The 26,593-nt window shown below is 58.7% G+C and carries 27 protein-coding genes and 1 pseudogene; 12 read left to right on the plus strand and 16 right to left on the minus strand.

From position 1 onward, the window contains the following. Positions 1–4 precede the first annotated feature (4 nt). Positions 5–520 (minus strand): GNAT family N-acetyltransferase, encoded by a 516-nt coding sequence (locus HK44_RS00650; protein ID WP_024264659.1) that lies wholly within the window; start codon positions 518–520, stop codon positions 5–7. A gap of 275 nt (positions 521–795) precedes the next feature. Then, positions 796–1,815: an SDR family oxidoreductase gene (locus HK44_RS00655; RefSeq protein ID WP_019689706.1), complete on the minus strand. Its 1,020-nt coding sequence runs from the start codon at positions 1,813–1,815 to the stop codon at positions 796–798. 111 nt (positions 1,816–1,926) lie between these two features. Here HK44_RS00655 and HK44_RS00660 point away from each other — a divergent pair, with 111 nt between their 5' ends. Both HK44_RS00660 and mqo read left to right on the plus strand, forming a co-directional pair. Beyond that, positions 1,927–2,808 carry a LysR family transcriptional regulator gene (locus HK44_RS00660; RefSeq protein ID WP_024264660.1) on the plus strand — a complete coding sequence of 294 codons (882 nt, stop codon included), beginning with the start codon at positions 1,927–1,929 and terminating at the stop codon, positions 2,806–2,808. Between the two features lie 319 nt (positions 2,809–3,127). After that, positions 3,128–4,777 (plus strand): malate dehydrogenase (quinone), encoded by a 1,650-nt coding sequence (gene mqo, locus HK44_RS00665; protein WP_019689708.1) that lies wholly within the window; start codon positions 3,128–3,130, stop codon positions 4,775–4,777. A gap of 323 nt (positions 4,778–5,100) precedes the next feature. Here mqo and HK44_RS00670 read toward each other — a convergent pair whose 3' ends face one another. Further along, on the minus strand, positions 5,101–5,781 hold the full coding sequence (locus tag HK44_RS00670; protein WP_019689709.1) for a glutathione S-transferase family protein: 681 nt from the start codon (positions 5,779–5,781) through the stop codon (positions 5,101–5,103). Positions 5,782–6,013: 232 nt separating this feature from the next. Between HK44_RS00670 and HK44_RS00675 the strand changes: the two genes are divergently transcribed. Further along, positions 6,014–6,829, plus strand: a complete 816-nt coding sequence (locus tag HK44_RS00675; protein ID WP_019689710.1) for a carbon-nitrogen hydrolase family protein — start codon at positions 6,014–6,016, stop codon at positions 6,827–6,829. 111 nt (positions 6,830–6,940) lie between these two features. After that, positions 6,941–8,041 carry a polyamine ABC transporter substrate-binding protein gene (locus HK44_RS00680; RefSeq protein ID WP_019689711.1) on the plus strand — a complete coding sequence of 367 codons (1,101 nt, stop codon included), beginning with the start codon at positions 6,941–6,943 and terminating at the stop codon, positions 8,039–8,041. Between the two features lie 108 nt (positions 8,042–8,149). On the opposite strand, the gene HK44_RS00685 is transcribed toward HK44_RS00680, so the two are convergent. From HK44_RS00685 to HK44_RS00695, 3 genes are all read right to left on the minus strand, one after another. Further along, entirely contained in the window at positions 8,150–8,359 is a 210-nt protein-coding gene (locus HK44_RS00685; protein ID WP_024264661.1) for a DUF1059 domain-containing protein, read from the minus strand. Positions 8,360–8,504: 145 nt separating this feature from the next. Beyond that, positions 8,505–9,356, minus strand: coding sequence for a CAP domain-containing protein (locus tag HK44_RS00690; protein WP_019689713.1), 852 nt, complete (start codon positions 9,354–9,356; stop codon positions 8,505–8,507). A 94-nt stretch (positions 9,357–9,450) separates the two neighbouring features. Then, positions 9,451–10,908: an MFS transporter gene (locus HK44_RS00695; protein ID WP_019689714.1), complete on the minus strand. Its 1,458-nt coding sequence runs from the start codon at positions 10,906–10,908 to the stop codon at positions 9,451–9,453. A gap of 141 nt (positions 10,909–11,049) precedes the next feature. Between HK44_RS00695 and HK44_RS00700 the strand changes: the two genes are divergently transcribed. Then, entirely contained in the window at positions 11,050–12,033 is a 984-nt protein-coding gene (locus tag HK44_RS00700) for a LysR family transcriptional regulator (protein ID WP_019689715.1), read from the plus strand. 380 nt (positions 12,034–12,413) lie between these two features. Here the strand turns inward: HK44_RS00700 and HK44_RS00705 are convergent, their stop codons facing one another. After that, complete coding sequence (locus HK44_RS00705) at positions 12,414–13,055, minus strand: FMN-dependent NADH-azoreductase (RefSeq protein WP_019689716.1); 642 nt, start codon at positions 13,053–13,055, stop codon at positions 12,414–12,416. 104 nt (positions 13,056–13,159) lie between these two features. On the opposite strand from HK44_RS00705, the gene HK44_RS00710 reads away from it, so the two are divergent. Continuing rightward, positions 13,160–14,014: a LysR substrate-binding domain-containing protein gene (locus HK44_RS00710; RefSeq protein ID WP_024264662.1), complete on the plus strand. Its 855-nt coding sequence runs from the start codon at positions 13,160–13,162 to the stop codon at positions 14,012–14,014. 42 nt (positions 14,015–14,056) lie between these two features. On the opposite strand, the gene HK44_RS00715 is transcribed toward HK44_RS00710, so the two are convergent. The 4 genes from HK44_RS00715 to HK44_RS00730 form a co-directional block, all read right to left on the minus strand. Beyond that, complete coding sequence (locus HK44_RS00715; protein ID WP_019689717.1) at positions 14,057–15,055, minus strand: NADP-dependent oxidoreductase; 999 nt, start codon at positions 15,053–15,055, stop codon at positions 14,057–14,059. 68 nt (positions 15,056–15,123) lie between these two features. Further along, complete coding sequence (locus HK44_RS00720) at positions 15,124–15,993, minus strand: alpha/beta fold hydrolase (protein ID WP_019689718.1); 870 nt, start codon at positions 15,991–15,993, stop codon at positions 15,124–15,126. A gap of 84 nt (positions 15,994–16,077) precedes the next feature. Next, the gene (locus tag HK44_RS00725) at positions 16,078–16,866 is read right to left on the minus strand and encodes an SDR family NAD(P)-dependent oxidoreductase (protein WP_019689719.1); all 789 of its coding nucleotides are present in this window, start codon (positions 16,864–16,866) and stop codon (positions 16,078–16,080) included. 54 nt (positions 16,867–16,920) lie between these two features. Continuing rightward, positions 16,921–18,021: an alkene reductase gene (locus HK44_RS00730; protein WP_019689720.1), complete on the minus strand. Its 1,101-nt coding sequence runs from the start codon at positions 18,019–18,021 to the stop codon at positions 16,921–16,923. Positions 18,022–18,170: 149 nt separating this feature from the next. On the opposite strand from HK44_RS00730, the gene HK44_RS00735 reads away from it, so the two are divergent. The 3 genes from HK44_RS00735 to HK44_RS00745 all read left to right on the plus strand — a co-directional run bounded on the left by HK44_RS00735 (position 18,171) and on the right by HK44_RS00745 (position 20,603). After that, positions 18,171–18,758, plus strand: coding sequence for a TetR/AcrR family transcriptional regulator (locus HK44_RS00735; RefSeq protein WP_019689721.1), 588 nt, complete (start codon positions 18,171–18,173; stop codon positions 18,756–18,758). A gap of 345 nt (positions 18,759–19,103) precedes the next feature. Then, positions 19,104–19,688 carry an eCIS core domain-containing protein gene (locus HK44_RS00740; protein WP_019689722.1) on the plus strand — a complete coding sequence of 195 codons (585 nt, stop codon included), beginning with the start codon at positions 19,104–19,106 and terminating at the stop codon, positions 19,686–19,688. A gap of 132 nt (positions 19,689–19,820) precedes the next feature. Continuing rightward, positions 19,821–20,603 (plus strand): tetratricopeptide repeat protein, encoded by a 783-nt coding sequence (locus tag HK44_RS00745; protein WP_019689723.1) that lies wholly within the window; start codon positions 19,821–19,823, stop codon positions 20,601–20,603. Here HK44_RS00745 and HK44_RS29475 read toward each other — a convergent pair. Then, positions 20,585–20,701 (minus strand): annotated as a pseudogene (locus HK44_RS29475) (GNAT family N-acetyltransferase); the annotation flags it as partial. The gene HK44_RS00745 and the pseudogene HK44_RS29475 sit on opposite strands and share 19 nt — an antisense overlap. Before the next feature lie 308 nt (positions 20,702–21,009). Between HK44_RS29475 and HK44_RS00750 the strand changes: the two are divergent. Continuing rightward, positions 21,010–21,396: a hypothetical protein gene (locus HK44_RS00750; RefSeq protein ID WP_080690559.1), complete on the plus strand. Its 387-nt coding sequence runs from the start codon at positions 21,010–21,012 to the stop codon at positions 21,394–21,396. Between the two features lie 76 nt (positions 21,397–21,472). On the opposite strand, the gene HK44_RS00755 is transcribed toward HK44_RS00750, so the two are convergent. Both HK44_RS00755 and HK44_RS00760 read right to left on the minus strand, forming a co-directional pair. Further along, positions 21,473–21,634, minus strand: coding sequence for a DUF2986 domain-containing protein (locus HK44_RS00755; protein ID WP_019689725.1), 162 nt, complete (start codon positions 21,632–21,634; stop codon positions 21,473–21,475). An 89-nt stretch (positions 21,635–21,723) separates the two neighbouring features. Further along, positions 21,724–22,485: a Mut7-C RNAse domain-containing protein gene (locus HK44_RS00760; RefSeq protein ID WP_019689726.1), complete on the minus strand. Its 762-nt coding sequence runs from the start codon at positions 22,483–22,485 to the stop codon at positions 21,724–21,726. A 205-nt stretch (positions 22,486–22,690) separates the two neighbouring features. On the opposite strand from HK44_RS00760, the gene HK44_RS00765 reads away from it, so the two are divergent. Next, positions 22,691–23,197 carry a LemA family protein gene (locus HK44_RS00765; RefSeq protein WP_019689727.1) on the plus strand — a complete coding sequence of 169 codons (507 nt, stop codon included), beginning with the start codon at positions 22,691–22,693 and terminating at the stop codon, positions 23,195–23,197. A gap of 22 nt (positions 23,198–23,219) precedes the next feature. Then, complete coding sequence (locus HK44_RS00770) at positions 23,220–24,428, plus strand: lysozyme inhibitor LprI family protein (protein ID WP_019689728.1); 1,209 nt, start codon at positions 23,220–23,222, stop codon at positions 24,426–24,428. A gap of 416 nt (positions 24,429–24,844) precedes the next feature. Here HK44_RS00770 and HK44_RS00775 read toward each other — a convergent pair whose 3' ends face one another. Together HK44_RS00775 and HK44_RS00780 are read right to left on the minus strand one after the other, a co-directional pair. Further along, a complete protein-coding gene (locus tag HK44_RS00775; RefSeq protein WP_019689729.1) occupies positions 24,845–25,558 on the minus strand; it encodes a cupin domain-containing protein in 714 nt (237 codons plus the stop codon). A 66-nt stretch (positions 25,559–25,624) separates the two neighbouring features. Further along, complete coding sequence (locus HK44_RS00780) at positions 25,625–26,482, minus strand: GNAT family N-acetyltransferase (protein WP_019689730.1); 858 nt, start codon at positions 26,480–26,482, stop codon at positions 25,625–25,627. Between the last annotated feature and the right edge of the window lie 111 nt (positions 26,483–26,593).

A 26,593-nucleotide genomic window follows, 5' to 3' on the forward strand; every position in this document is an offset into this window, starting at 1 on the left:
TCATCTAAATCGAAAGGTGAAACCGATAATGGTGCTCTGTCCCTTCTTGCCGTGCCCCTTCTTGCCCAGAGGTATGTTCGATCGAGAAGCCACACCGTTCGAGTACTTTTGCCGAGCCGATATTGTCAGCGTATACGTTGGCAACCAGTTGTTTAAGGTTCCAATGCAACTGCGCCTTCTGGATCAGATGCCTCACCGCCAGCGTTGCCAGTCCCTGTCCGCAAGCACTTTGAGCAATCCGATAGCCGACTTCTGCCGACCGCTCGGCTATGTCGATGCCTTTCAGGTTAGCTCGACCGACTATATTTCCGTCAGGATCTTCGATGACAAAAGGGTGCCAGGTTCCGGTGGCAAAATCGGATAAATAAGCCGTAATGTGGTCGGTGACGCCCTGCGCCGAGTAAAAAGCCGAATCGCGCGCGTCAATGTGGCGCTCAAACCATTCGCGATTGTCCCGTTCAAATGTCAGCAACGCCTCAGCATCAGTACTTTGCAGGGTACGAATAACGACGTGGCTTATGGCTGCGGTGTCCTCGCTTGTTGCATTTCGAATCAGGCAATCCATTTGGACAACTCCTTGCGTGTGTTCGTCTGATCGTAAAGGGATGCGGTTTTACTGGCTACGGTGCAAGAACCTCCCGTCTCGATTACCTGAGCGTTTATCCCGAGATACCGCAGGATCAATGGCCGACTGATATTTATATTCCGTTGCAATAGCGGTTGTGGAGCACGGGCGTGGAAGAAAGATGGCCAACACGGTGAGTCTGCGTAATCCGCGATGGCGCTGGTGCAGTGCTAGCGCTTTTGAAACCAGCCATGATCGCGGTACCAGTCCAGCGTATCGGTAAGGGTCTGTTCGAGAGGGCGAAACCGCAGGCCAAGCTCGTGTTCGCTCTTGTGAGGGTTGAAATGCGTGCGCCCGGCTTCGCGCACCATCAAGCGTACGGTCGCCATGCTCAGCAGAATCGGCTTGCCGGTCAGGCGCGCGTAGAGCTCTTGCGTAAACGCCAAGGCGTACAGCAGCGACAGCGGCAATTGCCGAAGCGGCGTCTTGACGCCCGCGATCTTGCCCAATAGGGGCACCAACTCAGCCATCGTCATGTGGCGTCCCGCCGCCAGGTAACGTTCGCCACGTCGCCCGTGCTGCGCTGCGGCGATTTGCGCCAATGCCACATCGCGGGCATCGACGACAGAAAAACTGCCAGGAACCAGGCCGGGCAGCTTATTGCGCACGACGTCGTTGAGTAACTGCCCCGAAGAGGTCGGCCCACAATCGGCAGGGCCCCACATCCAGCCAGGCAGGACCATGCAGGCATGCAGGTCCGGATGGTCTTCCAGGAACGACAACACGACACGGTCAGCGAGGATCTTGCTGCGGTAGTAATCATCCGCATCGGCTTCGTTGCGCAGGCACGTCTCATCGATCGATGTGCCGGGAGCGCCGTCGAGCACGGCAATGGACGAGGTGTGGATGAAGCGGCGGACACCGGCAGCGTAGGCGTGCTCAAGCAGGCGCCGCGTGCCGGTCACGTTGATCCTTTCAAGCGCCTCCCAGTGGCTGCCGCCCTTGTAGTTGTCGCGAAAGTACGCCGCCGTGTGAAACACCGTATCGCAGCCTTGCATCGACGCGGCGAAGGCATCGACATTGGCCATGTCACCCACGACCAGTCTCACGCCCTGAAGATTTTTGAATTGTTGTTCACCTTTGGCTCTTGAACGGACCAGGGCTTTCACCTCAAAGCCACCGGCGACCAGTTCACGCACGAGATTGTTGCCGAGCAAACCGGTTGCGCCGGTGACGAATGTACTGCGCATGTTTCATCCCTTCGTTGACTAAGGCCGGTAGATATACCGTTACCGTCACCACCGAAAAACAGCGACTGCTGCATAATGGTTTTGCACATTTGCAAAGCAGCGGGCATGTACATGAGTTCAGAAGCGAATTGGGACGACCTGCGTCTGTTGTTGGCCGTCTCGCGACGTGGCAGCTTTCTTCAGGCCGGTCAATTGCTGGGCATCGCGGCGTCTACGGTGTCCCGACGGATCACTCAGCTTGAGCGTTCACTCGGCGAGCCACTCGTCGAGCGCGGAGTTGAAGGCTGCTGGCTGACTTCGCGGGGCCAATCCCTGGTTGAAGTTGCCCTGGCCGCAGAGGAGGGCTTGAGGCGTCAGGCCGCTGCCGGCGCATCCGTATTACCCACGGAGCTTTGCGGCAGTGTCCTGGTCAGCGTCGGCGAAGGATTTTCGTCTTGTGTGCTGGAGGCCTCGCATCGCTTTACCTCGGTGTATCCGCGGTGCTCGGTGGAATTGCTGGTCAGCGCCGACTTTCACAAAATCGTCCGCGGCGTGGCGGATATCGCTATCCGCACAGCGCACCTGGGCGAGCCGTCGCTGGTTTATCGACCCATGGGCAAGCTCGCGTATGGTGTCTTCGCCGATGCGGCCTATCTGAAGCGCTTTCCAGCGGCGGCTCCGTCCACTGCGGTGAATATTGCCTTGCTCCCTCCGCTGGACATGTTGCCGCAAATGCGTGCGGCAAGGGCCGCGGGTCTGGAGCGTGCGCAGATCCGAGTGAATTCGTTTGCAGCACAGATCGAAGCGGTAAGGCGTGGGATGGGGGTTGCAGTGCTGCCGCGTATTTTGGCAAAGGACCTGATCGCCGTGTTTCCGGATATCCAGTTGCCGGATATGGAGGTCTATCTGGTGACCCGGCCTCAGGCGTTGAAACAGGCCCACATCAAATGCTTTTTTGCCATTTTGGAACAGGTGCTGCGCGAGACCCTTTGTGCAGTACCGGTCGAAGAATGAGAAATTTTTGCGTCTTCGTCGATTTTGGCAGACCTGAGGTAGAATAGCCGCGCTCTGGACGCTCTTCTGCTCATTCTTGCGTCCGATCATTTAAAAACAGAATTAGTGTCACCCAAGTAGCTGAAGCCAATGACTAATAAAAAGTCAGCGCGGGAGGGGCCTAAACGTGAGACCGATAGTGTCTGTCGGTCTTATATATCCACCCATCAGTCTTGCTGAGTACGGGGTTCGACGGCATGCTGCATTGCAGGCGGTGAGCCCGGGCAGCTCATGATCAAGAGTGGTGGGGCGGATGGCGTTCTATCCTAGGTATTACTGAATGTTAAAAAAAGTGAACACGGGGCTACTCGGCTTGGCCATGTCGATGGTCCTTATGCCCTTGCACGCAGCTGAGACAAAGAAAGTCGATGTGCTCCTCATTGGCGGGGGCATCATGAGTTCGACCTTGGGTGTTTATCTAAATGAACTTGAGCCTGACATGTCCATGGAGATGGTTGAACGTCTCGACGGCGTCGCCGAGGAAAGTTCGAACGGCTGGAACAACGCCGGGACCGGTCACTCTGCCTTGGCTGAGTTGAACTACACGCCAGAAGACAAGAATGGCAAGGTCGAGATCCCCAAGGCCGTTGAAATCAATGAAGGCTTCCAGATCACGCGTCAATTCTGGGCCTGGCAGGTCAAGAATGGCGTCTTGAAGAATCCCCATTCGTTCATCAACTCCACTCCGCACATGAGCTTCGTGTGGGGTGATGACAACATCCAGTTCTTGAAGAAACGCTACGAAGCCCTGCAGGCGAGCCCGCTGTTCGCCGGCATGCAGTACTCGGAAGACCCAGCGCAGATCAAGAAATGGGTTCCGCTGATGATGGAAGGCCGTGACCCGAATCAAAAGGTTGCGGCGACCTGGACTCCGATTGGTACGGACGTGAATTTTGGCGAGATTACCCGCCAGTTCGTCGGCTATTTGCAAACCAAGTCGAATTTCTCGCTGAAGCTTTCGAGCGAAGTGGAAGACATCAAGCGCAATGAAGATGGCAGCTGGCGCGTTTCCTACAAGAACCTGAAAGACGGTTCCGAAACCCAGACTGACGCCAAATTCGTGTTCATCGGCGCGGGCGGCGGTGCTTTGCATCTGCTGCAGAAGTCGGGCATCCCTGAAGCACAGGAATATGCAGGTTTCCCTGTCGGCGGCTCGTTCCTGGTGACCGATAACCCGGCAATCGCTGAACAGCATATGGCGAAGGCCTACGGCAAGGCGTCGGTTGGCGCACCGCCGATGTCGGTTCCGCACCTGGACACCCGCGTGCTGGATGGCAAACGCGTGATCCTGTTTGGCCCGTTCGCGACCTTCTCCACGAAGTTCCTGAAAGAAGGCTCTTACTTCGACCTGCTGACCAGCACGACCACGCACAACTTCTGGCCAATGACCAAGGTGGGCATCGAGCAGTACCCACTGGTTGAATACCTGGCCGGCCAGCTGATGCTGTCGGACGAAGACCGCATGAATGCCCTGAAGGAATACTTCCCGAATGCCAAGAAGGAAGACTGGCGCCTGTGGCAAGCCGGTCAGCGCGTTCAGATCATCAAGCGTGATGAAGAGAAGGGCGGCATCCTGAAACTGGGCACCGAGATCGTCAGCTCCCAGGACGGCAGCATTGCCGGTCTGCTGGGCGCATCGCCAGGCGCGTCCACCGCGGCTCCGATCATGCTGGGCGTGCTTGAGAAGATCTTCAAGGACAAGGTCGCGACCCCGGCCTGGCAGGAAAAGCTGCACCAGATCATCCCGAGTTACGGGACCAAGCTGAACGACAGTCCTGAGCGTGTTTACCAGGAATGGACGTACACCAGTCAAGTCCTGCAACTTGCCACACCGCCTGTGATTGACAAGGCAGGGGCCGTGCAAACAGCCGCTCCAGCTCAAGCGAAACCACAGAAAGAAAGCAATCCTGCGACTGATATGGCCCTGTAAGACGAAGCCCCGCCAAACACAGTTTGGCGGGACTTGCGCGCTGGACCGATCAGAAACCATAAAGCCCGGACGTGTGCCGGGCTTTATGGTTTCTGGAGTTTTTTCAGGCAAAAAAGAGCCTCAAAGCTCTTTGATGGGGAGGAAGTAGAGCCCAGAGGCTCAAGATGCACATGAAGCAAGTAGTGAGCTTGGTAGGGGTTCAGATCACTCACCACCTACGCAACTGTTGGAGCATTTAACAGTTGCGCAGAACTATCCTAGGAAGGTGGGAACGTGCGCTCAAGTACCGTTAGTCGAGTGTTGCCAGGGCTTGTACCGGGTCGTCAAGTGATGTGCGGTGCCTGGAGAAACCGCTTGGGAATGGCGTCCGCAAACGGGTAGAGCGAAAAGTACGGCCGGGCTTCGTCGATGACTCGCTGGATGGACGGTCTGCGCGTCAACCGGTCGAAATAGGCACGCAGATGCTTGAATTCGTCCGGGAACGGCACGAGCGTGCTGGCATAGAAAAGCGCCGGGGTTGCGGCGCAATCGGCCAGGCTGAAGTCTTGGCCAGCCACCCAGATTCGCGACGCCATCCGATGGTCGAGCATGGCATAGGCCGTCTCCAGCGTGGACCGTTGTTTGCTCAAATCATTGTTGGCGTTGTGCAGGCGGTCACCGACGATCTGTTGCATCGGCTCATGCACATAGTTGTCGAAAAAACGGTCCCACAGACGCACCTCCAACGCGGCCTCCCAATCGTTCGGAATCAACCGTTGCTCACCCGGATAGTAGTGATCCAGGTACTCGATGATGATCGTGGCCTCCGGCAGAGCGCGCTGGCGCAGGTGGTCACTGATGACCGGGAACTTGATCAGTGGCCAGAGGGATTGAAGCTCCACGCGGTCTGCATCGTCGGTCAGGTCGATGATCCGTTTTTCGAATTCGGTAGCGTTTTCGTAAAGCGCGATCAGCACTTTGTGGCAGTACGACGACAGCGGATGGTAGTAAAGAGTCAGCGACATCGTTCAACTCCTCAGTGGTGTTGCCCCCTCATCATAGTCGCTGGAATGACGGCTCGAAGGGGATCACCGCCCGCCACGACAGATGGCCTCCGATACCCCTTTCTACCCCTCTCGGGTTACCCCATCGACGTCATTACGTTGCTGTCATGCGCCCTCCATACTCCGCTCCAGCCTGAGTGTGGGCTGTTGAGTCTGGCGGCGTAGCGTCCGCTATTACCTCGAAGGAAAACCCATGAAGATTGAACTGGTACAGCTGGCCGGTCGCGATGGCGACACGGCATATAACCTCAAGCGAACCCTGGAGGCCATTGAGACGTGCGCGGCCGATACCGATTTACTGGTGTTCCCTGAAACGCAGCTGATGGGGTTTGCCAGTGCCGAGCAACTGCACCGCGTGGCCGAGCCCGTTGACGGGCCTACCGTGCAGGCGGTTCTGCGTGCGCTGCGCGAGCGCGATGTAGCGGCGGTGGTGGGGTTGGCCGAGCGCGACGGCGAGCACTTCTTTAACACCGCGCTGCTGCTGACACCGCTAGGCGTGGCATTGAGTTATCGCAAGACGCACTTGTGGCCATCGGAGCGTGGCCTCTTCCAGCCTGGGGATCGCTTTGCCACGGCACTGTGGAAAGGCGTGCGGGTGGGGCTGTTGATCTGCTACGACATTGAGCTGCCGGAAACGGCGCGAGCCTTGGGTCAGTTGGGCGTGGAACTGATCCTGGTCACCAACGGCAACATGGACCCCTACGGTCCCGTGCATCGCACTGCGATCATGGCCCGGGCCCAGGAAAACCAGGCCTTTGCGGTCATGGTCAACCGGTGTGGTGCAGGGGATGAAGGGTTGACGTTTGCCGGTGCAAGTGCGGTGGTCGACCCGACTGGACGCCTGTTGTTCGAAGCCGGACGCGAAGAATGTCGTCAAGTGATCGAGCTGGATCTCGAACTGCTGCAAGCGGCTCGCAAGGAGTATGACTACCTCAAGGACCGTCGTTTGCGACTCGTTGGCGAGCAAAATGCGGATGCCGATGACCGGCGTGAACTACTGATTCCCTGACAACGGTATTGCTTGAACCTTAAGTCGATTTTGGTGCTGCCATAACAATCAAATAACAGCAGACGCCGCGCTCATTCGTCGATGACCGCGCGATCGCTTTGGAGTCTCCCCATGAAACCTCTGTGTAGCTTGCAACTGGTTGTAGCCTCTTTGCTCAGCCTGGGTATGACCTGCGCTGAAGCCGCTGAACCGAACGTCTCGATCTATAACTGGTATGACTATATTGCGCCGGATGCGACCAAGCATTTCCAGCAGGAAACCGGCGTCGCAACGGTTTATGACGTGTTCGATAACAGCGATGTGATGCAGAGCAAACTCATGGCCGGGCGCAGTGGCTATGACGTTGTGGTCGCCAGCAGCGATCTGCTGCCCAACCTGATCAAGTCGGGTGTGCTCAAGGAACTGGACCGCAGCCAGTTGCCGAACCTGCCGCACCTGGACCCGGAGATCCTTGCCAAGGTGCAACACAATGATCCCGGCAACCGCTACGCAGCGCCTTATTTGTGGGGCACCACAGGCGTGGGGTATGACGTGGACAAGGTCAAGTCGCTATTGGGAACGGATGCCCCCGTCAATTCCTGGGACCTGATCTTCAAGGAAGAAAACGTCGCCAAGTTGAGTCAATGTGGTGTGGCGATGCTGGATGCGCCCAACGAAATCATTCCGATTGCGCTGCACTACCTCGGGCTGCCCTACAACAGCCAGAACCCCGAGGACTACCGCAAGGCTGAAGCACTGTTGCTGAAGGTCCGTCCGTATATCCGTTACTTCGACTCCTCCAAATTCATTTCCGACCTGGCCAACGGCAATGTCTGCGTCGTACTCGGCTGGTCGGGAGGCGTGTACGACGCCCAGTTGGCATCGGCGAAGGCCGGTAACGTGCGCAATCTGGTTTACAGCATCCCGCGTGAGGGCGCGCCGGTGTGGGTGGAAAACATGGTGCTGCTCAACGACGCGCCACACCCGCAACAGGGCCTGAGCTTCATCAACTACATGCTGCGCCCTGATGTCATTGCAGAAACCTCCAACTACTTGGGCTACCCTAATGCCAACAAGGACGCCACCACACTGGTCGAGCAGAAAGTTCGCGACAATCCCGGGGTGTACCCCTCCAAGGAAACCATGGCTACTTTGTTCCCGCTTGAGCCGTTGCCGCTGAAGATGGAGCGCGTGCGCACCCGCGTGTGGAGCAAGGTCAAAACCGGTAGTTGAGTGGGTTGAGCGAGGCGGGCGACTGGCTTCGATAGAGGCGTTAGAACTGCGGGGCTCATCAATATGAGCCCCGCAGACGATTCTGAATCCCCCACCAGGTCTTTTGCCTCAAGCGCGCCGGGCTTCTAGCGGCGGTGTGCCATCGTGAAACATGGTCTTCAGTTGTGCGCGCAGCTCTGGCGAATCGACGTGCTTGTGAACACTGACCGCATGCTGCGCGGCGGCCTCCAGTAATTCTTTTTCGGAATCGGCGGACAGTGCGACAGAACACTTGATTCCGCTTGGGAATTCACGGCAATCGATGTATTTACGCGACATGATGTTCTCCTTCATACGAAGGCAGGCCTGCGCCTGCGTGAACGGACCGCTCGACACGTCACGCAGCCCATCGAACACGAATGCGCGTCGCATCGAGTGTGGTAATCCACACAGTATAGGTCCATCGCAGGATAGCCAAAGGCCCTTACGGCGTACCGAACATCGCCGTCCAGTAAATCCCCGCATCACTCTTCGGATCAACCGCATACGCCGCACCCAACTCGCGGAACTGCGGGTTCATCAGGTTGGCGCAGTGACCGGGGCTGGCCAGCCAGCCGTCGATCACCTTGCGCACGGTGTCTTGCCCGGCGGCGATGTTCTCGCCGATCTGCTGGCCGGCGTAGCCTGCCAGTTCAGCCCGATCACCGGGCGTGCGGCCATCGCGGTCCTTGTGGTCGAAGAAGTTGTGATTGGCCATGGACTGGGTGTGCGCTTGGGCGGCCGTCGCCAGCGTGGCGTTCCAGGCCAGCGGTTGGGTGGCGGCAAAGGATTGAGCGCCGCACTGGCGCGTTTGCTTGCGGGCGCTGTTGATCATCTCGAGCAGCTTCTGTCCCTCGGCCTGCCATTCGCCCAGGCGGCCGGCCAACAATGGGCGCGCGAGCACGATGCGCCACGTAGTTCCTTCATGGCTCACACCGATATCGACGAATTGCGGGTCCAGCACGACCTGGCAAAAGCTCTCCCGTACGGCCTTCATGGCCGATGGCGCATCTCGCGGGCCGGACAAGGTGATCGCCTGTACGCTGACCATCGGATAAGCCGTACGCGCCAGCGCCTGCTGCAAGTCGCCAATATTGCTGCCGGGCAGGATCAGGCGCGGATCGGCCGCCAGCGGCGGCAGCTCCTGAGACACCAGGCTGGCGCAGCGCTGCACCTGGCTGCGGTAGGTGTTGATCGACTCGACCAGCTGCGACTCTTCGGTTGCCACGGCAGTGGCGGCGAACACCAGCCCCAGCGACAACGTGGCAAGACGCATAACGGATGACAGGACGCGCATGAAACTCTCCTTGAGCTGACTGCGCTCATGATGCGCGAATTAGCCCCACCCAGCGCAATGCCTTTTTAGGCTGAAGCCGATTTTGTTTTCCGCGTCATGAGACGTCTCCAGGCAGTGTAGAGCGCGTTGCCAGCGCGCGGCTTCCCTGCGCGATGACGAGCGCAGCGGCGATCAGCGCCAGGGCGACGGCGAACGTGATCCGCATACCGCTGGCAACGGCCTCGGGATGCGCCGTGGTGATGTCGTTTGTTGCCGATGCGAGCACGAACACCGCACCCAACGCGGATGCACCGGTAATCAGCCCCAGGTTTCGCGACAGGTTGAGCATGCCGGAGATAACGCCGCGCTGGTCCGGGCGAATATCGCTCATGACTGCGGTGTTGTTGGCCGTCTGGAACAGCGCGTAGCCAATGGTGATGAGGACCATCGGGGCGATGTAGCCGCGGATACCGAGCGTCTCCGGTATCAGCGAAAGCATGAGGCATCCGCTTGCCACTGCGCTGAGCCCGAAGACGGTCATGCGTTGTGCGCCAAAACGGTCTGTCAGGCGACCTGCGGGCACCCCGGTCAGCGCCGCGAAAATCGGCCCGACCGACAAGGCCAGCCCGACAAACGCGGCGTCAAGCCCGAGGGCATGCGAGAGATAAAACGGCCCGACTACCAGCGTCGCCATCATCACCGTCGAGACCAGCGCGCTCATGGCGAGACTCCCGCTCAGCACCGGATCGCGGAACATCGCCAATCGAATCAACGGTGAGGCCGCTCGCGCTTCGGCAAGCACAAAGAGGCCGACGCCGAAGGCAGCCGCCACCAGCAGGGCCATATTGAGTGGGCCGAAACTGCCGCGCCCCATCGTCATGGCCAGTGCATAAGCCGCGAGCGTCAGCGCCAGCAGCAACGTACCCAACGGGTCGAAGCCGGCGCGCTCGGGTTTCGGCGCTTGGCGATCGGCGGGCAGGTAACGATGCGCGAGCAGAAACGTCAGGATTCCCAACGGTACGCTAATCAGAAAGATCGCCTGCCAGCCGAGGCCGGCGATCAGCACGCCGCCGAGCGACGGCCCCAGCGCGGTGCCAATCGCGGACATCGTCCCGAGCAAGCCCATCGCGCTACCGGTTTTTTCCTTCGAAACCGTCTCGCCGACAAAGGCTATGGTCAGAGCCATCATGATGGCCGCGCCGAGGCCTTGCAGCGCCCGGGCGGCAATCAGCAGCCAGAGCGTGGGCGCGACGCTGCACAGGGTCGAGGCCAGCGTGAACAAGAAAATACCGGCCAGTAGCAGCCGTCGACGACCGGTGATGTCACCGAGGCGTCCGACGCTGACGATCAGGGTGGTGATGGCGAGGAGGTAAGCGAGGACGATCCACTGGACCTCCTGGAAGAAGGCGTTGAACGCCTGCGCCAACGTCGGCAAGCCGACATTGGCGATGCTGGTGCCGAGCGAGGACAGCAACATGGATAACGAAAGGCTGGCGAGTGCCCAGCGAACCGAGGGTACTCGCGGTGTACTGCCGGCGACGGCCTCATCTCGTGCTGCACTGATTGGCTTCATCATGTTCCCTGTGTTTGGCGACGTCCGATACGGAGCTGTCAGAAATCTACGCCGACGCATAACATGGCGGAAGACGCACCGTTTGCACTTTATTCGTGCGTTTGACGCCTTATCACCCTCACGCCAATCCAGGGGCGATCCATGTCGACACCCGATCTCAACTTGCTGGTCACCCTTGATGTGTTGCTCGCTGAAGGCAGCGTGGCACGCGCCGCGAAGCGCTTGCGGCTGAGCCCCTCGGCGATGAGCCGGGCACTGGCGCGACTGCGTGAAACGACCGGCGATCCGCTGTTGGTCAGGGCCGGACGCGGTCTTGTGCCCACCCCGAGAGCACTCGAACTGCGCGAGCAGGTCAGTCAGCTGGTGCAGGATGCCGAGGCGGTTCTGCGCCCGGCTGAAACACTCGACCTCAAACAGCTGGTCCGTACGTTCACGCTGCGCACCAGTGAAGGTTTTGTCGAGAGTTTCGGCGCGCAGCTGATTGCACGCGTCGGCGAGCAAGCCCCCGGCGTGCGGCTGCGGTTCGTGCAGAAGCCTGATAAAGACAGCACGCCACTTCGCGACGGGAGCGTCGATCTGGAAACGGGTGTGGTGGGGAAGAGTGAAGGCCCCGAGGTGCGTACGCAGGCACTGTTCAGGGACCGTTTCATTGGTGTTGTGCGAAAGGGGCATCCGCTGAGTCAGTGCGAGATCACGCCCGCCCGTTACGCGGCGGGCAGACACATTTACGTTTCCCGGCGGGGGCTCGACAGAGGACCTATCGATGACGCCCTGAAGTCGCTGGAGCTTGCGCGGGAAGTGGTGACCATCGTCGCCGGCTTTTCGACCGCGCTGGCGCTCGCCCGGGCCAGCGACCTGATCGCCAGTGTTCCGCAACGGCACACCGAAAACCTGCGCGTTGGCATGCACAGCTTTGCGCTTCCATTCAGCCTGCCGACGTTCACCGTCTCAATGCTCTGGCATCCACGGCTGGATGCCGACCTGGCGCATCGCTGGTTGCGCGGGTGCCTTCGGGAGGTGTGCGCGCAGCCGAGCAATGAGGGGGGGTTGGACACGAGCACGGTTGAGGAGGGGAGCCGTCTTGCGCCAGCAGATACGAAAAAGCCCGCACAAGGCGGGCTTTGAAAATCGAGTAGGTGGCCGGCGCTGGTCCCCGGCTTACAAGGTTTATCAGGCCTCTCACAGAATCGCCCGGGAACAAAAATAGGCTCTTCTGCTTCACACGGCATAAGGGCTGGATCTCAGCGCGGAGATCTTTCTAACCGTGTACCCTTCGGAACGCGCCCCACGTTTCCTTGCTATCCTCTTGCGCATCAGTCTGCGTCTTCACCTACAGTTTCAGGATAGCAAATAGTCTAAAGCGCTGACCGGGCTTTTTTAGACCGATTGTGTTCAAGGACGAGAGCGCCAAGATGGAAAAATGCTATCGCCAGTTGGGTATCACCGCACGGTAGCAACTGCTCATTTTCCTGATGCCATCCACCAGCCAGCGCCCCCCCGAAACGTCAGCGACAAATACTGTCTGCCAATCTCCTGGCCTGCTGAGTCGCGGCCTCACGTGCGCTGCGATCAACGTCTTCGCCCAGAATGGTTTTCTCCACGATCACCGAATGCACATCGGTCACGCCGACAAATTTCAGCCAGGCTTCAACATAGGGCTTCTGAAAGTCGAAGCGCGTTGCCGGTGTGCTCGACTGCACCGAAAAATCCAGGCCGCGGGCGTACATCACCACAGCGGTTTTGTTGAACAGCATGCCTTCCAGGCCGCGCTCCGCATCAACGCTGAACAGGATGTCTTTCTGCGACACCAGGTCGATGAAGTGCTTGAGTTTGTATGGGATGCTGAAGTTCCACAGCGGTACGGACATCACCAGCACATCCGAGCGGTGCAGGTGATCTGCCAACTCTTTCAGCGTGTTCCAGGCGTCTTGTTGTGCCGGGTTCAAGGGCGTGCCATTGAGCCCGGCGTATTTGGCCTCCATGGCCAGATCATCGAATTCCGGTAACGCCATGTTCCAAAGGTCGAGCGTGATGATTTCGGTATCTGGGGCGTGCTCTTGGTAACGCGCAATGAAGCTGCGGGCGACTTCAAGGGAGGCCGAGCGCTGCTTGCGCGGAGAACATTCAATGTGCAGAAGAGTCGTCATGGTGCGCCTCGAGTGGTGATGGGTAGGGCAGAGGGCGCATTGCAACATAGTTGTATTTGAAATATAAATCGTAAATAAATACGCCATTGATCACTAATAAAACTATGTTCGATACACTGCTGCTGAAGACATTTGTCACTGTCGTCGATGAACAAGGCTTCAGCCGTGCAGCCCAGAAGCTGCACCTCACTCAGTCTGCGGTCAGTGGTCACGTGCGGCGATTGGAAGAGCAGATTGGTAAACTGCTGTTGACGCGTACCACCCGTTCCCAGCAATTGACTCCCGATGGCGAACGCCTGGTCTCTTATGCGCGCACGATCCTTGTGCTGAACCGTGATGCCTGGGCAGAACTGACGCGCACGCCGTTTCACGGACGGCTGCGGATCGGGGTGTCCGAGGATTTTGTCGAGTCGCGGCTATTGCGCGCTTTTCAGGATTTCGCGGCGCAGTACCCGGGGATGGAGATCGACGTGCAGGTGGGCATTCCTGGCGCGTTGCTGAACCTGATGAAGCAAGGCCATCTGGAACTGGTCATCGGTTCTCTATGCGAAACCAGCGAAGCGGGGCTACTGCTGTGGCGAGAACCGCTGGTGTGGGCTTGGTCGGCGCAACCCGTCACCCGGTTACCGACGCCATTGCCGTTGGCCCTGTTCCCCGAGCCGTGCCCTTATCGAGAGACAGCGCTGACACGGCTGGCCCAGGCGGGGATCGCCCAACGCACGGCGATGTTATGCAGCAGCGCTGCCGGGTTGCGAGCGGCGGCGCTTGCAGGCTTCGCGGTCGCGCCCATGCCACTCAGTCAGTTGGGGCAAGGACTGGCGGTTCTCGGGGGTGAACAAGGGTTACCGGATTTGCCGGATGTACAATTTCGGTTGTTCACCTCGCCTGAAGCGGATCAGGCGATTGCGGCTGCGATCACTCAGCTCATAGTGGAGTATTGCTCCACGCGGAGGGTTTGAGCGTCTTTGCCTCTGCGGTCGACTCATCGATAGGCGGCGGAGTCATTTGATCGTAACAACGACCTTGCCCTTGGCTCGTCCCTGCTCGACGTACTTCAATGCCTCTGCCGTAGATTCAAAGGGGAAGGAGCGGTCAACCACAGGTTTGATGATTCCGGCCTCAATGAGCGTGGTGATTTGTTGCAGTTGGGCGCCATTTGCGCGCATGAACACGAACGCGTAGCTGACGTCCTGCTTGCGTGCCTTACGCCGAATACCGAGGCTCAGCAGGCGCATGACTTGCTTCAATGGCCAGGACAACCCTTGCTCCTGTGCGAACTGCGCAGTGGGCGGCCCTGAGATGGAAATGAGTTGGCCACCGGGCTTGAGGGCCTTGAGTGACTTCTCCAGTACGTCCGCGCCGAGGCTGTTCAACACCACGTCGTAGTCGTGCAAGACACTTTCGAAGTTCTGCTGTGTGTAGTCGATCACCAGGTCGGCCCCCAGCGCCTTCACCCATTCGACATTCGCGGTGCTGGTGGTGGTCGCGACAAAGGCGCCGAGGTGTTTGGCAAGTTGGATGGCGAGGGTGCCGACACCGCCGGAGCCGGCGTGGATCAGCACTTTCTGGCCCTTTTTCAGTTGGGCGGTTTCGACCAGTACTTGCCAGGCGGTCAGCGCGACCAAGGGGATGGACGCGGCTTGTGCCATGTTGGTATTGGCAGGTTTCAGGGCGATCGCGTTTTCGTTAACGGCGATCAATTGAGCGAACGTCCCGATCCGCGCTTCGGGCGGGCGAGCGTAGACTTCATCTCCTGGTTTGAAGCGTTTCACGTGCGAGCCAACCTCAACCACGACGCCCGCCAGGTCATTGCCCAGTACCAGTGGAAATGAATAGGGCAGGATCAGTTTGAATTCGCCTTTGCGGATCTTCGAATCCAGCTGGTTGACGCTACTGGCGTGTACTTCAATCAAGACGTCGTGGGCGCCCACCGCGGGGGCGGGCGCTTCGCCAATGCGCCCGGTGTTCTTGCCATAGCGATCAATTAAAAATGCCTTCATCGTTGTGCGGCTCTTGTCGGTTGGAATGAGGGTGGGCGGAGTGTTTGCGGCGTTGCTGCGCCGCGTTATCAGGCATCAAGGAACGCCAGTACCTTGGTCACAAAGTCAGCGTAGTGCTGGAAAATGCCACCGTGCCCGGCATCTTCATAAATAACCAGTTGTGCGTTGGGAATGCGGTTGGCAAGCTGAATCGAGTTAACGCTGGGCACCATGATGTCGTTGTCGCCGTTGACGATCAGCGTCGGCATCCACAAGCGCCCGAGGTTTTGGGGCGCCTGTTTGCCCCACGCGGTGATGGCTTTCAACTGCCGTAGGAAAGCGCTGGGCGTCGGGCCTTTGTCACGATTTTTTTTGCGCTCTTTCAAGCGCTGCAAATACTGCGATGCGGTTCGACGGCCATTGGGCGTCGAAGTAAAGAACAGGTAAAACTTGGGATCTCGCAAGGTCAGCAAGCCCTTGATCATCAATGGCCACGTCACCGAACCGACCTTGTCGATGCCGGTGCCGCCGGCCGGCCCGGTTCCGGTGAGAATCAATCGGCGTACCAATTCGGGCGCCTTCAGGGCGATATCCTGAGCGACGAAGCCGCCGAGTGAAAAACCGAGCACGTCGACTGTCTCGAAACCCAATGCACGTATCAGCTGGATGGCATCGTCAGCCATTTCGCCGACCGTCAGTGGCGCGGTTCCACCAGAGCCGCCGATGCCGCGATAGTCGGTGGCAATGACGCGCCGTGTTTGTGCCAGGCCATCGATTATCGCGGGGTCGAAGTTGTCCAGCACCGCGCCCCAATGGTTGAACAGTACGAGTGGCACACCGGTTGTGGGGCCGGTGTCGCGATAGGCAAAGGGAATGCCGTTGACCGTGATCGACTGGTTCGCCGCGTTGATGAACGACGTCTGCGAACCCGAGGGGGTATTTGTCTTCGTTGGATTCATTTCTACTCCGAACAGCGGGCCGGATTCGATGCAGCGTCTGGCGCGCCTGCATCGAATCCGGCGCGAATGCTCGCTACCAAAAGATCACTGTTGAGTTTGGTAGCGCTGGGCAACCGCAGACTGGCGGATCTGCTCCAGCAGGCCCTGACGGGCGATTTGCAGGTCATCCCAGCGTTCAGCTTCTTGCAGCGGCGGGATCGTCACCGGTTCGCGACGATCGAAACCGACCAGTGCGGCATCCACCAGATCGCTCACTTCCATGATTTCGTTCAAGGTGTTGATGTCGATGCCGGAGCGATCCCAGATCTCCGTGCGAGTGGCGGCTGGCAGCACGGCCTGCACGTACACGCCCTGAGGCGAAAGTTCCAGGCTCAGGCCTTGGGAAAGAAATAGCACAAACGCCTTGGTCGCACCGTAGACCGACATGCCGAACTCCGGCGCAAGACCCACCACCGAACCGATGTTGATGATCGCACCGTCGCCTGCTTTGGCCAGGCGTGGGGCGATGGCACTGGCGAGCCGCACCAGCGCCGTGGTGTTGAGGGCGACCAGTTGCGCAACGCTGTCGGTGCTTTGGTCGATGAAGTTGCCGGACAGAGCGGCGCCGGCGTTATTGACGAGGATGCCGATACGGGCGTCGTCGCGCAGGCGGGACTCAACGGTTGTCAGATCGCTGAGTTGGGTCAGATCCGCCGAAATCACGTCGATGGAGACGTCGTGTTCGCTGCGCAACCGGGCTGCAAGTGCATCCAGACGTGCCTGGTCTCGGGCGACCATTACCAAGTCGTGACCGCGTTGGGCGAAGCGTTCGGCGTAGGCGGCGCCAATGCCGGTGGAAGCGCCAGTGATGAGAACAGTAGGGCGAGTGCTCATGGGGTCATCTCTCTTTCAGGGTGTGTGAAAACAGAAAGCGCGGTCACTGATTGCTCAGCTTGCGGTGGCGCTCGATTCAGCCAGCGTCGGGTAGTCGATGTAGCCTGCTGCTCCGCCGCCATAGAGGGTGGAGGGATTGAAAGCGGACAACGGCGCGCCACTCTTGAGGCGTTCCACCAGATCCGGGTTGCCAATGAACGGGCGACCGAACGCGATCAGATCAGCCTGGTCTTCGGCGAGCCGCGATGTCGCCAGGTCCAGGTCATAGCCGTTGTTGGCGATGTAGGTGTTTTTGAAACGCTGGCGCAGGGCGCCGAAATCGAATGGCGCCACGTCACGCGGGCCACCGGTCGCGCCTTCGACCATGTGCAGGTAAACGACGCCGAGGGCGTCGAGTTGATCGACGACGTAATCGAATTGCGCCTGCGGATCGCTGCTGGAAACGCCATTGGCCGGCGACACCGGCGACAGGCGCACACCGGTGCGATCCGCGCCGATTTCACTGACGACGGCTGCCGTCACTTCGAGCAACAGACGCGCACGATTTTCAATCGAACCGCCGTAAACATCGGTGCGCAAGTTGGCGCTGTCCTTGAGGAACTGATCCAGCAAATAGCCGTTTGCGCCGTGAATCTCCACGCCATCGAACCCGGCGGCGACAGCGTTTGCCGCGGCCTGACGGAAATCGGAGACGATCCCCGGTAGTTCGCTGATGTCCAGTTCGCGCGGCTCGGAGACGTCTTCAAAGCGGTTGTTGACGAATACTTTTGTGGCGGCTCGCAGCGCAGAAGGGGCCACGGGTGCGGCGCGGTTTTCTTGCAGATCAACGTGCGACACACGGCCGACATGCCACAGTTGCAGGAAGATTTTTCCGCCCTTGGCGTGGACGGCATTGGTCACTTTGCGCCAGCCATCTATCTGCGCCTGCGTGTAGATCCCCGGGGTGTCCTGATAGCCCTGACCCTGTTGGGAAATCTGCGTAGCTTCGCTGATCAGCAAGCCTGCGCTTGCGCGTTGGCTGTAATAGGTGGCCGCGAACTCGCTTGGCACAAAGCCTTCGCCTGCGCGGTTGCGTGTCAGTGGCGCAAGGACGACACGGTTCGACAGCGTGAGGGCGCCAAGCGTGTAAGGAGTGAACAGATTCTGGTCGGTCATTTGGTATTTCTTCCGTGCCCGTTGATGGAGATCGGTTGTGCGTGCAATTAGGATGATGATCGAAATCTAAACTGTCAATGATTTTGATTATGACCAACATCTATGTATCATTGGGCGCATGATTTCCCAGTGGACATGAGGTATTGCACGTGAGAGTGACCAAGGCCCAGGCGCAGGCCAATCGGGAGCACATCGTTGAAACGGCCTCTGAGCTGTTCCGTGAGCGCGGCTTCGACGGCGTCGGTGTGTCGGATCTCATGGCGGCTGCCGGTTTCACCCATGGAGGTTTCTACAAGCATTTCGGTTCGAAGGCCGACCTGATGGCCGAAGCCTCGGCCAGCAGCCTTTCTAAATCGCTGGCAGGTGCTGAATCGCTCGATGTTCCGGGCTTCATTGACGTCTATGTGACGAGGGAGCATCGGGACAGACGTGGCAGCGGTTGCACCATGGCCGCGTTGTGTGGCGACGCGGCGCGTCAATCGGATGATTTGAAAGCGACATTTGCCGAAGGGATCGAGCACACCCTGCAAACACTGGGGGACAAATATCCGACCAGGCCGGATGCCGCGCCGGGTGAGGGGAGAAAGAAAATGATCGACCTGCTGTCTCGTGCTGTCGGTGCGATTATTTTGTCGCGTGCCTGCCCGGATGATTCCGCGCTGGCGGATGAGATCCTTGAGGTGTGCCGCGCTGAAATGTTTGCTTCGTTGCCGGTCGATGAAGTGGAAGCGGTGTAGAGGGGCGACTCATTCAAAGCATGGTTTTCGGTAGCACTTCGACTTTGATGCTCGTACCCGAAAGTCAACTTTGGGTTGTGGATTCAACCGGTCTATGCTTTGGCGGGCCCCTTTGAACAATGGCGGTCCCAATTCGAAGCATGGCATGCCAGCCTGGGGGCGCGAGACATCTGGGATGCAGCGCGCAGTGTGAAATGAAAAACCGGGGAGTCTGTGATTGGACGTTATTCGAACTGGACCCGAAGCAGTCATCGAAAAGAGACCGATAGGGATACGCTAAAGTTATGCGGGTCGTCGATCAGTTGCGATCCACTGTTCGCGCTGTGTCCGTCCCTGGAGCGTCCAATGCCGCCCATCACCACGCGCCTGGTGGCGCTGTTGGTTCTTTGCCTGACTCTTGAAGTGCCGGCGCAGACCAACGCCTGCCCAGCTGGCGAGAAACAAGTCTGCCTGGACGGCTGCATCTGCCTGCCGGATCTGGGGCAGATGCCTGATGGCATCTACCAGATCGCGGCACCTGCCCTGGCGCTGTGGCTGACCCAAGCCCGTGCTGAAGCAGCCAACGCCGACATCCAGCCCATTCCGCCGCACATCCGGGAGCAGTTGCTGCGCTGGTACGACCCCAGCGTCCTCGATGCCGCGCGCTATAAAGTTAGCGACAACGGTCAACTCAGCGCCGCCACTGCCATGCTGCAAAACCCCGATGTCGGTGCCGTGACGCTGATCGACATCATCCTCTTCCGGGACGCTCAAACCGCAGAGCAGGACGTCGCGCTCTGGGCTCACGAACTGAAGCATGTGCAGCAGTATCAGGAATGGGGCGTAGAAGGATTTGCCCAGCGCTATACACAAGATTTCAATGCTGTGGAGGCGCCGGCTTATGCCATACAGGCTGAGGTCAGACGGTCGGTGCGGGCAGGGACTCACTGAAGATTGCCAGGTTGAAGAGGGCCAAATCCCTTGTTCCAAGGCTGATGCTGCGGGAACTTCAGAGTACTCGCCAGGTCAGTTGGGAGTTGTTTTACGGCAGTGCCGTCCGAGATCAGTCGAGTCCGCCCCCTGATGCCAACCAAGAGTTTTCTGCCGGGTCTCATCCTGGTGTTCTGCGCCGTCGCGTCGCTTTGTTCGGTTGCTGCCGAGCGAAGAGCGCCCTCGCAAAGTAACAGCGCATCAACCACCCTGATCGAAACGGCCTCGCAGCAGTATGGAGATGGCCAGTTGGATCAAGCCGCTGCCACGCTGGAGCGTGCCCTGCATATCCAGCCGAACAATCCCGCGACCCTGCATTACCTCGGCGTATTGCGTCTTCAGCAGGGGCAGTACCAGCAGGCTGAAACGTTGGCGGTGCGCTCGAACATGCGGGTTGGTGGCAACGTCGCGTTACGCAACCGCAACTTCCAATTGATCCAGGCGGCGCAGCAGGCCCAGGCTTCGAATACCTCACCCAACGCCAAAGAGGACCAGGTCGCTGTACAGAAGGGGCTGGAAGAGGAGACCCAAAGGCGCCGCGAAGCAGAAATGGCCGTTGCTGAACAATCCACTCTGGATGCTGGGCGCGACGCTGGTAACTTCGCTTACGCAAAGGCAGATGGGGTATCGGATTCACCGATGGCTGGCAGACCTCGGCCCGAAGGACAAATGCAAATGACTTCCGTCGAGCCAGAGCCAGAGCCAGAGCCCGAGTACGAGTACGACGAGGTCGAGATTCCCCGCGGCCATTTGCCGCCTCCGGGTAAATGCCGAATCTGGTTTCCTGATCGCCCGCCGGGGCATCAGCCCGCACCCGGCAGCTGCGAGAAACTGCGATATCGGGTTCCGTTAGGGGCCTACCTGGTGCGCGGATGACTTTCTAACGGTTCCCATTCATCCAGGAAAGCAAACCCCTGCTTCTGATAGAAGTTCGAGGCTCTTGCATTGTCGGGAGAGACGTCGCGCAATGGCCGCTTTTGGCTGTGGATTCAGCTTTTCCGGCGAGTTAGCAGCCAGTGCTGTCGGCGGATTTATCTCGCCATAGCAGGCACGTTCAAGCTCATTTCTGCGCCTACCCCGGCAAGCCTTCGGCTCGGGAAGTGTGTCGCACCCCTCTATTGTTTGAGGGGCTCGTCAGCTATTTATGCAGCGGCTTCCTAGAACTTTTCCCTATTTACCGGTCTATGTGGATACGCACATAAAGCTCGGTAAGCGCGACCCGAAGGTTTTCCGCAGCCAAATGGCGACATGTCCAATTGTCAATCAGAGGTTGTCTTTGCCCATGAAATTTTATGTCCCACGGATGGTGCTCCTCGGCCTGTTCGCGTTTGCGGCAGTGGGCTCGGCATCAGCCACACAGATGAAGACCTCAAACCCTGTTTTCGCAACTGAAGTCGCAGCCGTTCAGGCTCCGGTCCAGGCTGCCGGCAACCCTTGGCCGAGCTTGGCCAGTATGGCCGGCAAGCAGCCAGGGCCGTTGCTTGCCCATGACGACCGATACTGGCATGACGGCCGTTGGCACGATCGTAGAGAAGATTGGCGCCGAGATGAATGGCGTAGAAACGAGTGGCGTAGAGAACAAGAGCGCCGGGAAGCCGAACGCCGTCGTGATTGGGAGCGCCATCATGAGCACCGCTACGATGACGATCACCGCTACTATCGTCGCTAGTGCATAGCCGCGAGATAAATCCGCCGACAGCACCGCCTGCTGATTTGTAAATTCAGGTGGTGCTTAGCTACACGGATCAGCTCTCGGAAGAAGTGATTGCATCTTGACTGGATTCAGCCGCCAGCTTCAATCGGTCAGCTTTGCAAATGTATTTAGACTTGCTTTTCGGTGCCAATTTGGCACTGGCCTTTTTGGCGTTAGCCTTTAATAACTGATTTATTTTTTTACGACGATTCATCTTTTCTACTCGGTTTATACGTTTTCGAATGATATCAGCTTAAATATCGGGCCAGACCCTTGTGGTGTGCACTTGAGCGCTTTTGGCCGTTATCTGCCCGATGCGTTCGGATATCGGTCCAGCAGAGGTGCCAGCAGTGCACACATGCCACGCCAGTGCGAACCCTCCCAGTAAATCCGTTGGCAGGCGTCGCAGCGCAGAAAGTGTGAATAGAGCGCGCCAACGCGTGGCGGTACCTGCGGCCGGGCGAGTTCCGGGCTGATCTCGTGCAGCGGCAGGTTGCAATGCAGGCACAGGCTGAAGGGGCGCGCGCTACGCGCCAGGTCGAGGCGCTCGTACACTTCGCGCAGCTGCAGCGACGGTTTCAGGGCATGCACGTAACAGCCGTGGCTGATGATCCGCCGCTTGAGCAGTTCGCGGTCGCGGGTTAGCACGATGCGTCCTTGCTGCGCAGCGATCGCGGCGATCTCGCCATCTTCGAAGCGATTGTCGTAGAGGGTGTCGAAACCGCTCATGCGCAGCAGGTTGGCCAGCCCGCCAAGGTGCGCATCGGCGACGAAGCGCAGCACCCGTAAAGGTTGCGCACGTACCTTTAGCAGCGGGCTGATGTCCAGCGCTTCGAACTTGGGATACACCGCCAACCGGTCACCGTCGAAGATCACCCGCTCGAAACCCACCGACTCGCCGTTTAGCAACACCAGCTCGACCTCGGTGTGCGGTATCCCGAGCGCCTCGATCATGTGCTTGACCGTCGCCCCACGCGCGCACTCGCAGGTAAAGGACTGCCGCCGCCGTTCGGCCGGCAGGAAATCGTTGAGCTCCTCGTAGAAGCGAAAGGTTGCGCTGGTCATGCTGAACAGTATAGAGCCTCATTCAGAGCGACCTTTTTCAACGGCAACCCCTCCAAAAAGCACGGCAACATCTGGTTTGCCTGATCTGAACTCGTTAGGATGCTTGCCTGATGGCAAGTTGCCTTTATTCTGCCCTGGCGCCTTCGGGGTTGCCTCGTGTGGAGGTCGTACCGGGGGTTTGTGGTGTGCCAACCAAGGAGTCAGTATGGGCATTGGTAATTATTTGATCGGCTTAGTCATCGTGTTGGTGATGGGGGCATTTTATCTGGTTTCACTCTACAACCGAGTCATCCGATTGAGTAACATCATTCCGGAAAACCGTTCGAATATCGAAGTACTTCGTAAGAAAAAAGAGTACCTGATCACCCGAATGGTCGCGATCATTGACTCTTATGGGTTGCACGAAAAAGGCATTACAGAAAAAGTCAGTCTTGATTTTGGGCGTGGAGAGTCCTCAAGGGGGCAACCCACGGTTGATCGGCTTGCCTACTTGCGCATGGCGTTCCCAGAGCTAAAGGCTGACAGTCTGTATAACCAATTACTGTCTGAGCTGGCGGAGGTCGAAACAGATATCGCCAGCCGGCGCGAAGACTTCAATACCAGTGTGCGTGCCTACAACACCGTGGTCACGCTATTTCCAGCCAACATTGTTCTCAGGCCCTTCGGATTCAAGCCCAAACCTTTTCTGGCGGTTGAAGATATCAATGCCTGACTCATTAAATGGACGTTGAATAATGTTTACTGTTTTACCTAAAGCGACGTTGGCGCTAACGGCGGTCATTGCTTCTTCTTTTTTGACCACCGCTGAGTCGGCCAGCTTTGACTGCAACAAGGCCAGCAATGCTGTCGAGTTTGCAATCTGTGGCAATGGACAGCTCTCGTCTCTGGATGACAGTCTGTCGCTAGAGTATCGACAGGCGTTGTCGCGCAATCCGAATATAAAAAAATTTCAGCTCGACTGGCTTACCGGCCCACGTGATAGCTGTGGCGCACAAGTAGCGTGCCTCGTCAGCGCCTACCAACAACAATTGGAGATGTTGCGCAATATCAATGGCAAGCCAGCAGTGCAGGCTCAGGCAGCGACACCGGTCGAAAATCCGGTAGCCTCGCCGGTCTCCACCTCTGCGCCAGCAGACGCTTCGCACCGTGAAGCTGTGGCGTCTGAGCCAAAGCTTGCAGCCGATAATCCCATCCCGATTCTGTTTGATGCAAAAGTACTCTATACCTCTCAATCCTATCTAAATGAGTACGCTTGGAGTGATCCTCAAAGCAAACTATTTGGCAAACCTGTCACGCAGTGGACGGACAATGATTTTGCTTACTTGGAATTTCAACTCAATAAACAGATCAGTGCAGAACGCGACGAAGCTGCTGCCTGGAACGCCCAGCACAAACTAAAAGCCAATCCAGAAGATGATTCAACTTATCGGATACGAACCGGAGAAATGCGCAAAATCATTGCAGGCATTCCCCGGTTCAAATACTGGATTCAGCAGGCCAACATCAAGCTGGCGGCTCAGCAAGCACAGCAACAGCAGCAGTTGCTCAATGAGCGCCAAGCCCAGGTCGAGCGAGACAAAGCTCAAGTGGCTGCCCGGTTAGAAGCTCAACGGCAGGTGACCGTTCGTCAAGAACAAGACAGCACGGCTCGAATCGTATTTTTTGTTGTCGCGGCTATCGTCGCCGTCCTTGCGATATTCATCTGGAATACGTTTATCCGTAAGCGCTGTTCGCGCTGCAAGTCGCTGAATTTTGTCGTTGACGACGTCACTGAACTAGAGCGTTTCAGGGGGCATGTGAAGGTTCGGGAGAAACACTCCAGAGGCACGAATACCCGCGTGGTTAGCGCCATGCTTACCATTAACGAATATGACTATCGCTGCAAAGACTGCGGTCATCAATGGTCTGAAAAGAAGAAAGAGGAACTCGGCGCCAACGTGTAGGTGTTCAGTCCTGGGAGTCGACTACAAACATCAGGCGCTCAAGAGAATTTGCCGACAGCTTTTCAAGGTTGTCGGGTGGGAAGGTGTATGGATAACCTCCGGGTGTCGCTGCCAATTCAGCGATTGGGCGTCGCGGCCTGGACCAATCAAGGCTCCCACTGACTTCAAGGAGCTTCATCATGCACAAGATCACTTCTGATCTCGTAGAAACCCCAAGCACTGCCCCTTACGCCTGCACCGACTCCTAAAAAACTCCACGACGCTGCCGAGCGGGCGCTGGATAACTACGATCAGCCGGAGGCGCCGTAGTACCGCGTTGTAGCGAGGCGATTGCCCGTCGGCCGGTCGGCGTTGGCTCGCGACCGGTCGGTCGGTGGGTTGATGCTGGCGCAGCTGCCAGCGTTGCGCCGCGGTGCTTATTTTACGGCGTAAAACTTGCGGACATACCGGGTGCTTTGCCAGGCGCACGGTGCGCCTTGCGGTACGAACACGGTGTCGCCGGTGTTGACCGTCAGGCTCGTACCATCGGCTGCTCGCAGGGTGACGCTGCCTTCGATCAGGTGCATCAGCTCGTTGAGTTTATGCGGTCGACCATGGCGTTCGTAGGGGGTCGAATCCCAGACGCCGACGCGCAGGTCGGTGGCGCTGTCTTCGAAGGCATTGCGTGAGCGGCACTGCGGGGTGGGCCCGATCAGTATTTGCGGTTCCGGCGCGGCCGAAGGGGAGAGCATCGCTAGCGGGTCCAGCGCTGCCAGCCCAGGTGTCGGTTCAGCGCTGGGGCTGATCACGGCACAGAATGCCCAGCACGTATCGGCTTGCGCCTCGATTCGCAGCGTGGTCCCACGACCGATCACCGCGCTGGCGCCGATCCCCAGTTCCAGCGTCTGGCCTTGGGATTGCAGCACGACGTGGCCGGCGTGAATCACGATCACTTCGGTGTGCGGGAAGTCATCGATATCGAGTGATTCGCTTGCGTTCACGAGCCCGGCGCAGATGCCATCGGGCCCGGTGTAGGCGACCTGACGGTGTTCCCTGAAGGGGTCGGCAGCGCTCAAGGACATCGAGTTGAAAGACGTGGCGACACGGCTGCCGTCGGCGCGAGCCAACAGCAGAACGGTAGGTTGAGACATGCGGGTGACGCTCCATGCAAATGGGGTGTGGAGGATGTTGGGTAGCGGCGGCTTTGCGCGCGGCTGTCAGCCAATGGCCTGGGTGACGAGTGCGAACTGTCGGACGCCATTGACCGCTTGCGGCGGTGTGCCCCTTGCCATTTGCGCCACGGTGTCGACCTGCTTGAGGCCGACCGTTGCGAGCCAATCGCTCAAGCCACTGTCCGCCGGAATGTCGATGCGCACAAAGGCCTCCGGTACGTGGGCCAGCAACACGGCGATCAGGTGTTTGGCCTGTTCGATGTTCTCGGCAACCACCGGGCCAATGCCGCGACCACGGCCATACGGACGCAGCAGGGCGAAGGCGCGCACCAGGCCATCGCGCTCGATGACAACTGAATGCTCGACCACATCGAACAGATCGTTGAGCACCGCTTGCCGGTCCAACCCGGTGCCCGCGTTGGCCAGTTCCAGCACGCGGGCCTTATCGGCGTCACGCAGCGGGCGACAGGTTCCACCGTCGGTCAGCGGCACAGGTGCAACGGCTTGCGCCGGGCCCTGGTGTTGCTGAATCCGCCCGAACTCGACAAAGCCCTGACTCGCGTAAAGCGGCGCACCGGCCAGGGTCGCGTTGAGTACCGGGGTGCGTGACTGGCACGCATCAAGTGCCTGCTCCATCAACTTGCGGCCGATGCCCTTGCCTTGATAGTCGTCGCTGACGATCACCAGACCGATGGTGGCGAAGTTGCCTTGGGGGCAGGTGAACGCCGTGCCGATCAGACGCTCGCCATCGAGTGCCACAACGCCGTCGCTGATGCGCAACACCATGGCCCAGTCGTCCAGGCGATGGGGCCACTTCAATTGCACGGACAAGGCATGGGCCGAGGGCAGGTCGGCGGGCGTCATCGGGCGAAAGACATAAGCAAAAGGGTGCGGGGCGGACATGGCGAGTCTCCGTTGGACAGTGTGCGCAATCAACCGGCTGTGCGGCGCGATGGTGCCTGTATCCCATCTGCGTGAAGGCCTGACAAGAGGGGTTGGAACATTCGGCAGATT

Source organism: Pseudomonas fluorescens HK44 (assembly GCF_000217955.3).
Classification (GTDB): Bacteria; Pseudomonadota; Gammaproteobacteria; order Pseudomonadales; family Pseudomonadaceae; genus Aquipseudomonas; species Aquipseudomonas fluorescens_AQ.

Excerpts from the sequence above, each read along its gene's own strand:
- HK44_RS00755 (WP_019689725.1), bottom strand. The coding sequence starts at position 21,634 with ATGAATCGTCGTAAAAAAATAAATCAGTTATTAAAGGCTAACGCCAAA.
- HK44_RS00720 (WP_019689718.1), bottom strand. The coding sequence starts at position 15,993 with ATGAATCCAACGAAGACAAATACCCCCTCGGGTTCGCAGACGTCGTTC.
- HK44_RS00680 (WP_019689711.1), top strand. The coding sequence starts at position 6,941 with ATGAAACCTCTGTGTAGCTTGCAACTGGTTGTAGCCTCTTTGCTCAGC.
- HK44_RS00670 (WP_019689709.1), bottom strand. The coding sequence starts at position 5,781 with ATGTCGCTGACTCTTTACTACCATCCGCTGTCGTCGTACTGCCACAAA.
- HK44_RS00710 (WP_024264662.1), top strand. The coding sequence starts at position 13,160 with ATGTTCGATACACTGCTGCTGAAGACATTTGTCACTGTCGTCGATGAA.
- HK44_RS00745 (WP_019689723.1), top strand. The coding sequence starts at position 19,821 with ATGCCAACCAAGAGTTTTCTGCCGGGTCTCATCCTGGTGTTCTGCGCC.
- mqo (WP_019689708.1), top strand. The coding sequence starts at position 3,128 with ATGTTAAAAAAAGTGAACACGGGGCTACTCGGCTTGGCCATGTCGATG.
- HK44_RS00695 (WP_019689714.1), bottom strand. The coding sequence starts at position 10,908 with ATGAAGCCAATCAGTGCAGCACGAGATGAGGCCGTCGCCGGCAGTACA.
- HK44_RS00730 (WP_019689720.1), bottom strand. The coding sequence starts at position 18,021 with ATGACCGACCAGAATCTGTTCACTCCTTACACGCTTGGCGCCCTCACG.
- HK44_RS00685 (WP_024264661.1), bottom strand. The coding sequence starts at position 8,359 with ATGTCGCGTAAATACATCGATTGCCGTGAATTCCCAAGCGGAATCAAG.
- HK44_RS00705 (WP_019689716.1), bottom strand. The coding sequence starts at position 13,055 with ATGACGACTCTTCTGCACATTGAATGTTCTCCGCGCAAGCAGCGCTCG.
- HK44_RS00775 (WP_019689729.1), bottom strand. The coding sequence starts at position 25,558 with ATGTCTCAACCTACCGTTCTGCTGTTGGCTCGCGCCGACGGCAGCCGT.
- HK44_RS00740 (WP_019689722.1), top strand. The coding sequence starts at position 19,104 with ATGCCGCCCATCACCACGCGCCTGGTGGCGCTGTTGGTTCTTTGCCTG.
- HK44_RS00655 (WP_019689706.1), bottom strand. The coding sequence starts at position 1,815 with ATGCGCAGTACATTCGTCACCGGCGCAACCGGTTTGCTCGGCAACAAT.
- HK44_RS00770 (WP_019689728.1), top strand. The coding sequence starts at position 23,220 with ATGTTTACTGTTTTACCTAAAGCGACGTTGGCGCTAACGGCGGTCATT.
- HK44_RS00725 (WP_019689719.1), bottom strand. The coding sequence starts at position 16,866 with ATGAGCACTCGCCCTACTGTTCTCATCACTGGCGCTTCCACCGGCATT.
- HK44_RS00765 (WP_019689727.1), top strand. The coding sequence starts at position 22,691 with ATGGGCATTGGTAATTATTTGATCGGCTTAGTCATCGTGTTGGTGATG.
- HK44_RS00700 (WP_019689715.1), top strand. The coding sequence starts at position 11,050 with ATGTCGACACCCGATCTCAACTTGCTGGTCACCCTTGATGTGTTGCTC.
- HK44_RS00715 (WP_019689717.1), bottom strand. The coding sequence starts at position 15,055 with ATGAAGGCATTTTTAATTGATCGCTATGGCAAGAACACCGGGCGCATT.
- HK44_RS00760 (WP_019689726.1), bottom strand. The coding sequence starts at position 22,485 with ATGACCAGCGCAACCTTTCGCTTCTACGAGGAGCTCAACGATTTCCTG.
- HK44_RS00750 (WP_080690559.1), top strand. The coding sequence starts at position 21,010 with ATGAAATTTTATGTCCCACGGATGGTGCTCCTCGGCCTGTTCGCGTTT.
- HK44_RS00690 (WP_019689713.1), bottom strand. The coding sequence starts at position 9,356 with ATGCGCGTCCTGTCATCCGTTATGCGTCTTGCCACGTTGTCGCTGGGG.
- HK44_RS00675 (WP_019689710.1), top strand. The coding sequence starts at position 6,014 with ATGAAGATTGAACTGGTACAGCTGGCCGGTCGCGATGGCGACACGGCA.
- HK44_RS00660 (WP_024264660.1), top strand. The coding sequence starts at position 1,927 with ATGAGTTCAGAAGCGAATTGGGACGACCTGCGTCTGTTGTTGGCCGTC.
- HK44_RS00780 (WP_019689730.1), bottom strand. The coding sequence starts at position 26,482 with ATGTCCGCCCCGCACCCTTTTGCTTATGTCTTTCGCCCGATGACGCCC.